We start from the raw sequence: 13,783 nt of genomic DNA, 5'->3' as shown, positions 1-13,783 counted from the left end.
CTACGAGCGGAGCCCTGGTCGGGGCCGCCCGCCCCGGCATACCGCGGTCGCGCTCAGTCGCGGAGAGCGCCCAGCACGGCGTCGAGGGCGGCGACAAAACGGCGCGCGTCGGCCTCGGTCAGCACGAGCGGCGGCTTGACCTTCAACACGTTCTGCCGTTCCGAGGCGGCCTGCACGATGAACCCGTGCCCGAGCAGCAGATCGCACACGCGCGCCGCCTCCTCCCGCGCGGGCTCGAGCGTCTCGCGGTGGCGCACCAGCTCGATACCGAGATACAGGCCCGTTCCGTGGACGGCGCCGATGAGCGGATGCCGCGACATCAGCGCCCGCACGCCGTCGGCGATGATGCCGCCGACCCGCGCTGCATTCTGCTGCAGCCCTTCCGCGTCGATGATGTCGAGGATCGCCGATCCGGCGACGGCGCTCGCGGGGGCGCCGCCCGCCGACGAGAAGAACGTGCCCTCGCGGGCGAGCGCGTCGACGATCTCCCGCCGCGTGATGACGGCACCGAGCGGATAGGCGTTGCCGGCGGCCTTCGCCACCGACACGATGTCGGGCACGAGCCCCTGCATCGTGCTCCCCCAGAACGACGATCCCAGGCGCCCGTATCCGACCTGCACCTCGTCGGCGATGACCAGTCCGCCGTGCGCGCGCACGGCGTCGGCCACCGCCGTGAGGTAGCCGGCCGGAGGGATGACGCCACCGGCGTTGCCCAGCACCGGCTCGCAGATGAAGGCGCCGGCCGGGCGGCCCTCGTCGGCCAGGGAGCGCGCGAGGTCGGCGACCTCGCGCGCGTAGGCGGCCCCGGCATCCGGTCCGCGGTGACGGCCGCGGTAGGCGTTCGGGGCGTCGACGAGGTGCACCCAGTCGGGGCGCGAGTCGGCGGCGTGCGGGTTGTCGAACGCCGAGGTGCTCACGGCGTCGGCCGCGCTCGTCCAGCCGTGGTAGCTCTCGCGCACCGCGATGACGTCGCGCCGGCCGGTCGCGACCCGGGCGAGCGTGAGGGCGAGGTCCACGGCCTCCGACCCGCTGTTGACGGGGATGACGGTGTCGAGCGACGGGTCGGGGCTGTGCGCGACGAGCCGCGCGGTGAACTCGGCGAAGGCGTCGTAGAGGAAGCGCGAGTTCGTGTTCAGCAGGTGCAGTTGACGCGAGATGCGGTCGGCGAACTCGGGATGGGCGTGCCCGATCGCGGTCACGTTGTTGACGAGGTCGACGTAGGCGCGGCCCTGCGTGTCGATGAGCAGCGCTCCCCACCCGCGCTCGATCTGCGGCGGCTCGGCGTAGAAGCGCTCGGCGGCGGCGCCCACGGCCTGCTCGCGCGCCCGCCGAGCACGGCGCGTCGCCCGCACCGGATCGGGTACGCGGTCGGTGCCCACGATCACCGAGGGATCGGCCGCCCCGGGAGTCTCGGCTTCGCCCTCGGCATCTGCGAACACGTCGCCGGGCGCGGCGTCGCGCACCCTCCGCGTGACGCGCAGCCGACCGAGACCCGGTTCGAGCTCGGCGATGCGTCCGAGGCGGGCGCCGGCATCCACCCCGCTATCCGCGACCGCCGGGTCGAGAACGATCCCCTCGATCCGCAGCACGACACCGGCATCGCGCACCTCGACCGCGCCGGCGCCGCCGTCGGGATCGGTGTCGACCGTCAGAATGCCGCCGAACGGCGCGGTGACCTCGACACCCGGGCGGGTCCACAGCTCGACGCACCGCGCCCGGGTGGCAGCGGGTCGGGTGGTGTCGGTCGACACGCGGCTCAGGCGGCTCTCGCCGTAGCGCAGCACCGCGACCGGGGCGGAAGCGAGGGTCTCGCGGACGAGCGCCTGCTCGGTGCCGGGAACCGTCCAGCGACCGCGATCGAGGTGCGCGCTGCGGATGCCGAGATCCACGGTGGCCGCGGCATCCAGCTGCGACAGGACGGGACGGTAGACGAGGCCCGCGCGGTGCGGCCGGCCCGCGGCCAGGCGCAGCTGCGCCGTCACCTCGGCGGACGGCACCCGCGCCGTGCGCGCGAAGACCTGCCATTCGTGCTCGACCCGCTCGCGCGCGTAGTCGTTGCCCGGGTCGATGCGCAGCTGGCTCCACCCGCTGACGGCGAGCACCGCTCCGCGCAGCACGACGAGGGGCCACAGCGCCTCGATCTCCGCGTCGGTGAGGCGCGCGCGCCGATCGAAACCCGCGACCGCGCGGGCGACGATTGCGAGGTCGTCGGTGCGACCCATGAGGTCGGCGAGGAGCATCGCCAGCTCGGCGGGGCGCCACGACGTGGCGACATCGCCCAGGTCGATCACCCAGTGCCGCCCGCGCCGATCGCGCATGACGTTGTCGGCGGTGAGGTCGCCGTGGATCACCTGCCGCGGAAGGTCGGCCGCGACGGCGTCGAGCTCGGCGGCGGCGCGGCGGGCCGCCGCCAGGCACTGCTCGCGACGGTCCTCGGGAAGGTCGTCGATGAGCTGCTCGACGACGGCGAGGGCGTTGCCGAGCTCCCACTGCAGGTTGCGGTCGGTGTCCTCGGCATCCATTCCGGCCAGAACGTCGGCGACCTCGGCGACGAGCTCACCCAGTTCTTCGGCCTGGGCGCCGTCGGCGTCGGTGATGTCCGACAGCGGTTGCCCGTCGACGATCTGGAACCCCGCGACGCGAGCGACCTGCCCGTCGGCGCAGACGATCTGCGTCGTGCGAGCGCCGCCGGCGGTCGTCAGCACTTCCGGTGTCAGCAGTCCTTCTGAGCGCAGGCGATCGGAGGCCGCGATGTGCAGGTCGACGGCGAACGCGTCGACCGTCGGGTGGAAGATCTTGACGAGCATGCCCGCCCCGTCCACGCCGCGCACGAGGAAGTTGCGGTCCTGCTGACTGCCCAGCTCGGTGAGCTCGCCGTCCACGCCGTACTCGCGCCGCGCGAGCGCGCGAACCTCGTCGAGGTCCACCTCGGGTCGGGCGAGCAGCCAGTTGTCGGTCATCGGGTCACGTCCTTCGGGAGAGGGCGGTAGAGCGGAGATGCCGCCGGTGCGCGCCGCACGGGCACCACGATTCTGGCGGATGCCGCGGCATCCGTGTGTCCGGATCGGTTCGGCCATCCGGTCATCCCGTCCGCCCGTCGATCCTGGGCCCCTCACCGCTCCCGCAGGGCCGTCGCCGCGCCTACTGCACCGTCCACCAGGCGATGTCGACGAGACAGAGCTCGCCGCCGGCCTCCCGGTAGAAGACGTCGCCTGGATACTGCGCACCCGCGACGACGCCCGACGCAGGGAGCGAGAGGTTGATGCTCCACGTCGGATCATGATGGGCCATCTCGGGCCAGTGGGCGGCGACGAACCGCTCGGGCTCTTGAGCGGTCAGCCCCTCCCAGTCCGCCGGATCGCGCACGTCGGGTTGCGATCCCGGGCAGACGAGTGCCGCAGCCTCGCCCGCCGCGGCGGCCGCGATCAGTTTCTGGGTCGTGTCGATGACGTGTGCACCGTCGGCGCCCCAGATGAGTTCGTTCATCGTGCAGCCGCTGAGGCCGACCGCGAGGGCTGCGCTCAAGCCGACGACGACGATCTTCCGCACCGGCGTCATGCGGCGACTCTATCCGCCACAGACGGGCACCGCCACGCCCAGCCGCAGGACCGCCTCACCGCTCCCGCAGCGCGGTGACCAGCTCCTTCGCGTAGCGAGCGCCCTGCGCGGTGGTGCTCCAGGCGATGCCGATCGCGCGCACGCGCTGGGGCTCCAGCGGCAGGTAGACGACGCCCGGGTCGTCGCGGCCCGGAGTCCGCGGAAGGATCGAGACGCCGAGGCCACCCGCGACCAGGCTGCGCATCGTGTCGATCTCACTGCTCTCGAAGGTCACGTTCACGGCGACGTCGGCCTCATCCAGGATGCCGGTGACCGCCGTCCGCAGCTCCGCGATGCGCGAGAAGCCGATGAAGTCGCGCCCTGCCAACGCACGCACATCGACCGGACCGGATGCCGCCGCGAGCGGATGGCCCGCGGGGACGGCGATGCACAGCGGCTCTTCGGCGAGCGGCTGCCATCCGATGTCGTCGGAGGTCGCGGAGGTTGCGAGCGGTGCCGTGCTCAAGGCGACGTCGATCGTGTCGAGGGCGAGCCAGCCGTAGAGGTCGCGGGCGAAGCCCTGACGCAGCGAGACCCGCACGTCGGGTCGCAGTGCGCGGAAGCGCTGGATGACGTCGGGGACCATCCACCGCGCCACCGAGTGCAGGAACCCGACGCGCAGCAGGCGCCCCTCGTCGGCGATCAGTTCCGCGTGACGGCGGGCCGACTCGACCGCGTCGAGGATGCCTGCCGCGTCGGCGCGGAAGGCGAGGCCATTGGCGTTCAGCTCGAGCCGTTTGCCGTGTCGGGCGAACAGCGCCATCCCGACCTCGTCTTCGAGTCGCGCGAGCGCGCGTGACACGTTCGACTGGTTGACGCGCAGTTCCGCGGCGGTGTCGCGCGTGTTCTGCGTCTCGGCCAACGACAGGAAGATGCGGAGGGTCTGCTCGTCCATGACACCGATTATGCGCCGAACGCATCAAAAGTGGCTTTCGTTTCATTTCCGGCCCGTCTGTGCGCGGGACGACGATGGTCCGCATGGCCGTCACCCTGCTCGATCGCACCCCCACCGGGTCGATCGCGCGCATCGCCGCAGGCACCCCCTCCTACCGACGCGTCGTGGGGCTGCTCGCCGCAGGCGGACTCGCGAACTTCGCGATCATCTACTTCCCGCAACCGTTGCTGCCGGCGATCGCGGCGTCGTTCGGAGTGGATGCCGGGGTCAGCGGACTCGCGATCTCGGCGACGACCGCGGCCATGCTGCTCGGGCTGCTGCTGTCGGCACCGCTGTCCGACCGCATCGGGCGGGTGTCCGCGATGAGCGGGTCGCTGGTGGCAGCCGGCGTCCTGTCGGTCGCGTGCGCGTTCGCGCCCACGTGGGAGGCCTTCCTCGCGTTGCGTGCCGGCGGGGGTCTCGCGCTGGCGGTGCTGCCGGCCGTCGCGCTCGCCTACCTGCGCGACGCCGTCCGCGACGACGCGCACGGGCGCGCCAACGCGCTGTACATCTCGGGCACGGCCCTCGGCGGCGCCGTGGGCCGGCTCGCGCCGCTGCCCCTCGCGACCCTCGGCGGCTGGCAGCTCGTGAGCATCGCGCTCGGTGCGCTCAGCGTCGTCGTCGGCGTGCTGGTCTGGTTCGCGCTCCCCCGCGACGGCGCCGCCCCGCTGCCGCTGCGGATCGGCGACCTGCTCGGCGGCACGGTCGCGTCGCTTCGCGACCCCGTCATCCTCGCCGTGTGCGTCGCGGGCGCGCTCGCGATGGCGACCTTCGTCGGGTTGTACAACGCGGTGCCGTTCCGGCTGGACGGGCCCCCGTTCTCACTCGGCGCGGCGGAGGTGTTCGTCTACTTCGCCTACCCCCTCGGCATCCTCGCGCCGGGCCTGTTCCACCGGATCTCGAGGCGCCTCAGCCGCGCGATGACGTCGCTGGTCGGCGCGATCGCGATGCTCGCCGCGATCGGTCTGGTGTTCTGGCCCAACGTCATCGCGGTGTTCGCCGGTCTCGGTCTGCTCACGGCGGCCTTCCTCGGGACGCACTCGATCCTCAGCGGCTGGGTCGTCGCGCGCGCTCACGCGGTGGGGCGCAGCACCTCGCGGGCCTCCAGCGCCTACCTGCTCACCTACTACCTCGGCAGCACGGTGTCGGGAGCGGCATCCACGCATCTGTTCGCCAGCGCGGGCTGGACGGCCGTCGTCCTTCTCGCGGCGGGGCTGACGACTCTGTGCGCTGCGCTCTTCCTCGGGCTGCGCCTGCGCCGCGCCGGCTGAGCAGGGCGCCGACGGGAGCTCCGCGGCACCCCGCCCTATGAGAGCACGACGAGGCGCTGGGTCGCACGCGTCATCGCGACGTAGCGGTCGACGGCGCCCGAGACGCCATCGCCGAACCGGTCGGGGTCGACGAGCACGACCAGGTCGAACTCGAGCCCCTTCACCCGCTGCGCGTCGAGCGCGGCCACGCGCGGGCGCGGCACGAAGGCGGGCGCGCCGATCACCACCGCTGTGCCGTCGGCGCTCTCGCGTTCCCAGGTGTCGACGATCGCGTCGAGGTCGCGGCGCGAGCCGTAGCTCACCGGAACTCCCGTGCTGCGGATCGACGCGGGGACGTTGGCGTCGGGCAGCGCGGCGCGGATCACCGGACCCGCGACATCCATCACCTCGCTCGGCGTGCGGTAGTTGACGGTGAGCGTCGTCACGTGCGACCGGTCGATCCCGACGCGCGTGAGTCGATCTTCCCAGCTCTCGGCGAAACCGCGTCTCGCCTGCGCGCGATCCCCGACGATCGTCAGGCTGCGCGAGGGGCACCGCTGCAGCAGCATCCGCCATTGCGCGTCGGTGAGCTCCTGCGCCTCATCGATCACGAGATGCGCGAACGGCCCGGCGAACGGCTCACGATCGGATGCCGTGGGCTGCGCGAGTGTGCGGCGCAGGTCCTGACCGCGCAGCATCGACATGAGGCGCAGGTCGCCATCGTCGGCAGCGATGAGGTCGCTGACGACATCCGACATCACCCGATGCTCCTCGGAGGCCGCGCGTCGGTCTCGGCGCGCACGCACCTCGCTGCGCGGGTCGCCCACGCTGCGGCGCGCAGCGTCCAGCAGGGGCAGATCGACGTCAGTCCATCGTGTCGGAGCACCGCGTGTGATCAGCACGTCGACCTCGACAGCGCTCAGCCACGGCGCGCAGCGCCGCAGCATCTCTCCCGTCGTGAGCAGACCGCGCAGCAGCGCATCGGGATCCAGCAGCGGCCAGGCCCGGTCGAAGAGCGCCTGCAGCTCCTCGTCGTTCTCGAGCGTCTCGCGCGTCGACTCGTCCGCGTCCCAGCCCGCCCCGTAGGCGTCGAAGTCGTCACCGGAGCGGGGCGAGGAACGGGACGCCTCTCCCCAACCCTCGCCCCACCCGTCGCCGCCTCCTCCGCCGTCGCGCAGCTCGTCGTCGACACGGTCTTCCAGAACGTCGAGCAGTCGCTCCCACGCACGCACACGAAGCGCGTTGTGCGGCATCGCCTCCGCGTCGGCGAAGACCTCTGACCACTCGGCCGGGCTCACCACGACCGTCCCCCACGCCGTCTCGATCGGCGTGCGTCGCCGCGGCGGGCGCTGCCAGAGACGCACGGCGACTCCGACGGCGTCCACGACACGGCCGTCGCCGAGCAGACGGCGAACCTCCGGATCGTCCTCCTCCCACACATCGCCGCCGTCGACGAGGTCGTTCACCGCGCAGACGAGCGCACCGTCCTCGCCGAGTCCGGGGAGCACGTCGTCGACGTAGTCGACGTACGGGCGATGCGGCCCGACGAACAGCAGCCCGCCGTGCCCCGCCTGAACGCGCGGATCGGCGTAGAGCAGATACGCCGATCGGTGCAGCGCCACGACGGTCTTGCCGGTTCCGGGGCCGCCGTCGACGACGAGCGCGCCCCGGGAATCGGCGCGGATGATGGCGTCCTGATCGGACTGGATCGTCGCCAGCACGTCGCGCATCTTCGGCGACCGGCTCTCGCCGAGACTGGCGATGAAGGCGGACTGGTCGTCGAGGGCCGCGCGGTGATCGATGCCGTCGTCGGCGAACACCTCGTCCCAGTAGTCCACGACGCGACCCTCGCGCCACCGATACCGGCGTCGACTGGTGAGCCCGAGCGGATGCGCCGCCGTCGCGGCGAAGAACGGCGCGGATGCCGGGGCCCGCCAGTCCATCAGCAGCCGCTCCTCCGCGGCATCCGCGAGGCCGAAGCGTCCGATGTAGGTGACGATGCCCTCCTCGTCGACCATGCGACCGATGCACGCGTCGAGGCCGAACCGGCGAAGGATGCGCAACCGCGCCGACAGGCTCTGCACCTCCAGATCGCGTTCGAGTGCGCGCTGGCCTCCGCTAACGGCTTCGTGCTGGAGCGCGGCCAGCCGCGTCTGGGTGCGCTCGACCTCGGCGGCCAGCACCCTCGCGATCGCCGCGAACTGTCGTTCGTCGCGGTCGATGAGCGCGGAGTCGGCCTTCCGCCGAAGCCGCGATGGAAGATCGAACACGCTTTCCTGAGACTTTTCGCTCGGCATCCCACTCCCCCTCTGGCGCCGAAAAGCCGACGCGACCTGCGATTCTGCCTCACGCAGGGGGCCTTGCGGCAAGCCCCCCTGCGCGCGGGATAATAGAAAGGGCACCCCGGATGGCGTGAAATGTACTCATGCGAGCAACCGTCATGTTCGGCGCGGGGGACGTCCGCGTCGAGAACGTCCCCGATCCCGTCATCCAGCAGCCGACCGATGCGGTGGTGCGCATCGTCCGCGCGTGCGTCTGCGGCTCGGACCTGCACCCGTATCACTCGATGACCGAGAGTTCGACGGGCCGGCGGATGGGGCACGAGCTCATCGCCGTCGTCGAGGAGACCGGCGCGGACGTCACCACGGTGCGCCCCGGTGACTTCGTCGTCGTGCCCTTCGTCTACTCCGACAACACGTGCGTCTTCTGCCGCGAAGGGTTCCAGACCTCCTGCCAGCACGGCGGCTTCTACGGCAACGGGCGGGTCGGCGGGCTGCAGGCCGAGCGGGCCCTCATCCCGCAGGCCGATGGCACGCTCGTGGTCGTGCCGGGTGTCGACCCCGACGCGGCATCCGACTCCCTGCTGGCGTCGCTGCTGACACTGTCGGACGTGTATCTGACGGGCTATCACGCCGCGCATCTCGCCCGCGTGCGCCCCGGCCAGACCGTCACGGTCGTCGGCGACGGTGCCGTGGGGCTGTCGGCGGTGCTCGCCGCCCGCACCCTCGGCGCGGAGCGGATCATCCTCATGGGCCGCCACACCGACCGCACCGATCTGGGCGTCGAGTTCGGCGCGACCGACGTCGTCGCCGAGCGCGGCGCAGAGGGCATCGCCCGCGTGATGGACCTCACGAACGGCGAGGGCAGCCACGTGGTGATCGAGGCGGTCGGCCACATGCCCGCGTACGAGCAGTCCTACGGCGTCGTGCGTCCGGGCGGAGTCATCTCGCGCGTCGGCGTGCCGCAGTACGAGAGCGCACCGGTGGGCTTCGCCTCGCTGTTCGGCAAGAACATCACTCTGACGGGCGGCGTCGCCCCGGTGCGCGCCTACCTCGACGACGCGATTCCGCTCGTGCTCGACGGCACGATCGAGCCCGGCCGGGTCTTCGATCGCATCATGCCGCTCGACGAGGCGCCCGCTGCCTACGCCGCGATGGACTCCCGAGAGGCGCTGAAGGTGATGCTGACGGTCTGAGCCGTCGAAGCGCCCGGCAGCAGGCTCACGCGTTGAGCAGCTCCCAGTGGCCCTCGGAGATCACGTCGACCTCGCCGTCGACGACACGGATCGCCGTCTGGTCGTCGATCGCGTAGGCGCGACCGCCGATGCCCTCTGCCCACCGGTGGGCCGCCGCGGTCGTGTTTCCGGTCCAGCCCGGATAGTCCAGATGCGGGAAGATCGAGAAGTCGACCAGTCCCAGCGTCTCGTCGGTGCCGCCCGGATGCCGGTCGACGAACTCCGGTCCGATACGCGGCGTGAGGGCCATGCTGCCCGCGCTGATGCCGACCCAGACAGTCTCATGCAGCTCCGGCAGGAGGTCGGCCAGTCCCGACCGACGGATCCATTCGGCCAGATACACCGCTTCGCCGCCGTCGACGAGAAGCGCATCGGCTTCCTGCACCCACGGCATCCATCGCTCGGGCGCGATCGTCGGCAGGGCGGTGAGCTCGAGGACGCCGACCGCACGCCACCCGAGCTCGACGGGGCTGTGGATGCCGCCGGGCCACCGCCCCGCCGTCGACCGCCACACCGTCTCCGGCGAGCACATCGGCTGACCCCACTGCGCCGTCGGGACGAACAGCGCGGAGCTGTCGGCGATGGGCTTGCCGAGCAGGTCTTCGAGAGTGGTGCGGATGCTGTCGTTCGTGACGCCGCCCGAGGTCAGCAGGAGCTTCATGCGGACAGTCAATCGCGTACGGCGGCGCGCGGCCAGGGGGTGAGCCTCCGCCTGCCGGCGGTGCAGTGTTAGCGTGCGAGGGTGACCTCGACGCCGCCCCCCGATTCCGCGACCGCCCGCTCCATCCGTGTTTCCGCGGCCGTCATCACCGACGTCGACGGACGGCTGCTGCTCGTGCGCAAGGCGGGGACGACCGCGTTCATGCAGCCGGGCGGCAAGCCGGAGGCGGGCGAGGACGCGGCGCAGACCCTCATCCGCGAGCTCGCCGAGGAGATCGGGCTGCGCCTGCAGCCGAGCGACCTCACGCCGCTCGGCGAGTTCACCGCCCCGGCCGCGAACGAGCCGGGCTTCGCCGTCGTCGCCGACGTCTTCCGCGTCGACATCGGCGATCAGCAGCCCGTGACGGATGCCGAGATCGAGGAGCTGCGCTGGGTCGACCGGGGCGCGGCATCCGCTCTGGAGGTCGCCCCTCTCGCCGCGGCCTACTTCCTGCCCGAGGCTTGAGCGCCGGCGGCGGCCGACCGGCTCACCACGAGCTCTTGCGGTAGTCCTTGAGGAAGATACCGAAGAGGTCTTCGCCCGCCTCGCCGCGCACGATCGGGTCGTACACGCGGGCGGCGCCGTCGACCAGGTCGAGCGGGGCGTGGAAGCCCTCCTCCGCGAGGCGCACCTTCGTGTAGTGCGGGCGCTCGTCGGTGATCCAGCCGGTGTCGACGGCCGTCATGAGGATGTTGTCGGTTTCGAACATCTCGCGAGCGCTGGTGCGCGTGAGCATGTTGAGCGCCGCCTTCGCCATGTTGGTGTGGGGGTGTCCGGGACCCTTGTATCCACGACCGAACACGCCCTCCATCGCCGAGACGTTCACGACGTACTTCCGTCGCGCCGGCGAGGCCGCCATCGCGGGCCGCAGACGCGAGACGAGCAGGAACGGCGCGGTCATGTTCGCGAGCTGCACCTCGAGCATCTCGAGGGGCTCGACCTGGTCGACCGACTGCGTCCAGCTGTTGATGTGGTTCTCGTCGGGCACGAGCCCGCCCGCGTCGATCGCCGTGCCGGCGGCGAGACGCTCGAGCGACGACGACCCGGCGGCCATCGCCTCGGCGGTGAGCTCCTCGGCCGTGCGTGCGGCGGCCGCGAGGATGGGATGGCTCGAGACCGACTGGGCCAGTGCGAGCGGGTGGGCGTCGTTGGTGTGGCCGAAGGTCAGCAGTTCGGGCAGCGGGCCCTGCGGCAGCGGCGCGAGCTCGGCGTCCACGAGCGGCTTGTACGCCCCGGCGGAGCGACGCACGGTCTGCGCCGCGTTGTTGATGAGGATGTCGAGCGGTCCGTCGGCGGCGACGGCATCCGCGAGGCCGATGACCTGGGCGGGGTCGCGCAGGTCAATGCCGACGATCTTGAGCCGGTGGATCCAGTCGCCGCTGTCGGGCAGCGCCGAGAAGCGGCGAACGGCGTCGCGCGGGAAGCGGGTCGTGATGGTCGTGTGGGCGCCGTCGCGCAGCAGGCGCAGCGCGATGTACATGCCGATCTTCGCGCGGCCTCCCGTGAGCAGGGCGCGCCGGCCGGTGAGGTCGGTGCGGGCGTCGCGCTTGGCGTGGCTCATCGCCGCGCAGTCGGGGCAGAGCTGGTGGTAGAACGCGTCGACGATCGTGTACTGCTCTTTGCAGATATAGCAGGCGCGGGGCTTGATGAGCTCGCCCGCGGTCGGGGCCGCGGAGCGGGACGCGAGCGGGACGCCGCGGGTCTCGTCGTCGATGCGGTCGGGCGCTCCCGTGGCGGTCGCAGCGACGACGGCACGGTCGGCGTCGGCGATGCGCTGGCGCTTCTCCTTGCGCGACATGCGCTTGACGTCTTTGTACATCTTGCCGGTCTGGCGACGCAGGGCGATGTAAGCGGGGTCGTCGCGATCGAGCAGGGATGCCGCGTCGATGACGCGCAGCGCGATCTCCAACTCGTGGGGGTCGATCGAGATGGGGGCCGGGGTCGCCGCGTCGTCCGGGTCGGGCGTGATCTCGGTGTCTGCAGGCGTTTCGGGCACGAGGGATTTTATCGGACGCGGCTGAGCGCGAGCCCGACGGGACGAGAGGTGCGGGGCGTCCGGCGCGTCCCGGGGCCTCAGCCCGCGATGCCGAGCAGCTGCTTCGCCGCGGCGACGGCCGGTGCGCCGAAGAGACGCGGGTCTTCGTTGAGCGCACCCGAGCTGATCGAGACGCCCACTCCGGGCATGTCGACGAGCGTGCCGTAGATGCGCAGATCCCCGGTGGACTTCGTGCCGTAGGCGATGCCACCGCGAGCCTCGACGGCCCCATCGGCGAGGTACTCCGACCCGATGGCGGCGATGTCGTCCTTCTTGGGCACGTCGACCGCGCCGTTGTTGGTCGTCACCGTGACAAGAACGGTGTTGACGTAGTCGCCGGTCGTCGACATCCAGTTGCACTGCACGGTGCCGTCTTCGTTGCTCTGGTCGCTCAGTTCGAGCCCGTCGATCGCCGAGCCGAGCACAGAGCCCATGGCGGCGCAGTCGGGGTAGCGGGCGAGCACATCGGCGAGCGCCATGCTGGGTGCGGCCGGCGCAGCGCCACCGCCGGCATCTCCGCCCCCATCCCCGTCCCCATCGCCGGGGTCGCTCGCGCCGTCCGACGGCGTACCCGCGCCGCCGACCGCTCCGGACGCCGAGACCGAGGGCGACGCAGCCGTTCCGCTTCCGGCGGCGCATCCCGCGAAGGCGAGAGCTCCGGCGGCGACGAGGAGGGCGAAGGCGGCACGGGGAACGAGGCGGGGGGCTGTCACCCCGGCATCCTAGCCATCCGCGTGAGCCGGCCTCGGAAGTTCTCCACAGCCCCTCTGCCCCGCTAGCCTGGCGCCATGTCCGCAGAGCAGATCGACGATGGCGCCCACGGGGCCGCTCAAGGCGAGAAGGCCCTCGACCGGCTCGTCGCGTTCAGCGACGCGGTCGTCGCGATCGCGATCACTCTCGTCGTGCTGCCCCTGGTGGATAAGGCGATGGATGCCGAGTCGGCGTCGGCCTTCTTCGCCGACAACGTGACCGGGATGATCTCCGCGGCGCTGAGCTTCGTGGTGATCGCGGCCTTCTGGCGTGCCAACCACGTGATGTTCGTGCACGCCCGTGGCTACACCCGCCTGGTCGGCCGCCTGCAGACCCTCTGGCTCGCGACGATCGTCTTCCTGCCGGTCGCGACGGCGCTCGACCTCGCCGGGCCGGGCACAGACAGGGTCGGACTGGGGGCCTACGTCGGAACGATGCTGGTGGGCGGAGTGATCCTGCGCGTGCAGGCGGTCGCGCTGCAGCGGGCGGGACTGAGCGACCGCGCACCCGCACCGCCGCTGAGGCACTGGATCGGCGCGATCCTGATGGCGGTCGCGCTCGTGCTCGTGCTGCTGTTTCCTCAGTACGGCGCTCTCTGGCTGCTCGTCCTGCTGCTGGAGATCCCCCTCGGCCCCCTGCTGAATCGCGGGTCGCGCTGACGCTTAGGATCCCATCGCCGTCTGGAAGAGTCTGAGCGCTATCAACAGCCCCGCCACGGTGCCCGCGCTGGCGGCGAGCGGAACCCAGGTGAGATCCCTCTCCGTCCGCCGCGCGAAGAGAGCCGTGGCGGCGGTGCAGAGGAACATGAGAGCCGCGATGCCGTAGTAGATCATGCCGGCGCCCTGAGCGCCGACCCAATCGCAGTGATCTGCACACGCTCCTCCGGCGAAGATCGTGCTCCCCACCCAGATCGCCGTCGTGATCGCGAAGACGGCGACCTGGATGACCGCGACGGCAAGCACCGATGCCGCCGCACTCCTGCCTGACCTTGTGCTCATCGGCT

12 protein-coding genes are annotated in these 13,783 nt (G+C 71.6%); 4 read left to right on the top strand and 8 right to left on the bottom strand.

The genetic code is table 11. From position 1 onward, the window contains the following. Positions 1–53: 53 nt before the first annotated feature. The 3 genes from ACT53O_RS05065 to ACT53O_RS05055 all read right to left on the bottom strand — a co-directional run bounded on the left by ACT53O_RS05065 (position 54) and on the right by ACT53O_RS05055 (position 4,492). Positions 54–2,960: an aminotransferase class III-fold pyridoxal phosphate-dependent enzyme gene (locus ACT53O_RS05065; protein ID WP_476151512.1), complete on the bottom strand. Its 2,907-nt coding sequence runs from the start codon at positions 2,958–2,960 to the stop codon at positions 54–56. A 181-nt stretch (positions 2,961–3,141) separates the two neighbouring features. After that, the gene (locus tag ACT53O_RS05060) at positions 3,142–3,558 is read right to left on the bottom strand and encodes a hypothetical protein (RefSeq protein ID WP_476151511.1); all 417 of its coding nucleotides are present in this window, start codon (positions 3,556–3,558) and stop codon (positions 3,142–3,144) included. Between the two features lie 55 nt (positions 3,559–3,613). Continuing rightward, the gene (locus ACT53O_RS05055) at positions 3,614–4,492 is read right to left on the bottom strand and encodes a LysR family transcriptional regulator (RefSeq protein WP_476151510.1); all 879 of its coding nucleotides are present in this window, start codon (positions 4,490–4,492) and stop codon (positions 3,614–3,616) included. An 83-nt stretch (positions 4,493–4,575) separates the two neighbouring features. Here ACT53O_RS05055 and ACT53O_RS05050 point away from each other — a divergent pair, with 83 nt between their 5' ends. Further along, positions 4,576–5,802, top strand: coding sequence for an MFS transporter (locus ACT53O_RS05050; RefSeq protein ID WP_476151509.1), 1,227 nt, complete (start codon positions 4,576–4,578; stop codon positions 5,800–5,802). 35 nt (positions 5,803–5,837) lie between these two features. Here ACT53O_RS05050 and helR read toward each other — a convergent pair whose 3' ends face one another. Then, positions 5,838–8,051 (bottom strand): RNA polymerase recycling motor ATPase HelR, encoded by a 2,214-nt coding sequence (gene helR, locus ACT53O_RS05045; protein ID WP_476151508.1) that lies wholly within the window; start codon positions 8,049–8,051, stop codon positions 5,838–5,840. 155 nt (positions 8,052–8,206) lie between these two features. Here helR and ACT53O_RS05040 point away from each other — a divergent pair, with 155 nt between their 5' ends. After that, entirely contained in the window at positions 8,207–9,256 is a 1,050-nt protein-coding gene (locus ACT53O_RS05040) for a zinc-binding dehydrogenase (protein ID WP_476151507.1), read from the top strand. 25 nt (positions 9,257–9,281) lie between these two features. Here ACT53O_RS05040 and ACT53O_RS05035 read toward each other — a convergent pair whose 3' ends face one another. Then, positions 9,282–9,956 (bottom strand): Type 1 glutamine amidotransferase-like domain-containing protein, encoded by a 675-nt coding sequence (locus ACT53O_RS05035; RefSeq protein WP_476151506.1) that lies wholly within the window; start codon positions 9,954–9,956, stop codon positions 9,282–9,284. Positions 9,957–10,037: 81 nt separating this feature from the next. Here ACT53O_RS05035 and ACT53O_RS05030 point away from each other — a divergent pair, with 81 nt between their 5' ends. Continuing rightward, a complete protein-coding gene (locus tag ACT53O_RS05030) occupies positions 10,038–10,460 on the top strand; it encodes an NUDIX hydrolase (RefSeq protein ID WP_378794213.1) in 423 nt (140 codons plus the stop codon). A 22-nt stretch (positions 10,461–10,482) separates the two neighbouring features. On the opposite strand, the gene ACT53O_RS05025 is transcribed toward ACT53O_RS05030, so the two are convergent. Beyond that, positions 10,483–11,991, bottom strand: coding sequence for an SDR family NAD(P)-dependent oxidoreductase (locus ACT53O_RS05025; RefSeq protein WP_476151505.1), 1,509 nt, complete (start codon positions 11,989–11,991; stop codon positions 10,483–10,485). 77 nt (positions 11,992–12,068) lie between these two features. Then, the gene (locus tag ACT53O_RS05020) at positions 12,069–12,743 is read right to left on the bottom strand and encodes a hypothetical protein (protein WP_476151504.1); all 675 of its coding nucleotides are present in this window, start codon (positions 12,741–12,743) and stop codon (positions 12,069–12,071) included. Positions 12,744–12,818: 75 nt separating this feature from the next. Between ACT53O_RS05020 and ACT53O_RS05015 the strand changes: the two genes are divergently transcribed. Then, complete coding sequence (locus ACT53O_RS05015) at positions 12,819–13,439, top strand: TMEM175 family protein (protein ID WP_135949931.1); 621 nt, start codon at positions 12,819–12,821, stop codon at positions 13,437–13,439. A gap of 3 nt (positions 13,440–13,442) precedes the next feature. On the opposite strand, the gene ACT53O_RS05010 is transcribed toward ACT53O_RS05015, so the two are convergent. Further along, complete coding sequence (locus tag ACT53O_RS05010) at positions 13,443–13,778, bottom strand: hypothetical protein (protein WP_476151503.1); 336 nt, start codon at positions 13,776–13,778, stop codon at positions 13,443–13,445. Between the last annotated feature and the right edge of the window lie 5 nt (positions 13,779–13,783).

Source organism: Microbacterium sp. DMC48, from assembly GCF_056313825.1.
Note: the sequence above shows the minus strand (reverse complement) of the source record. Positions and strands in the feature narration are given on the sequence as shown.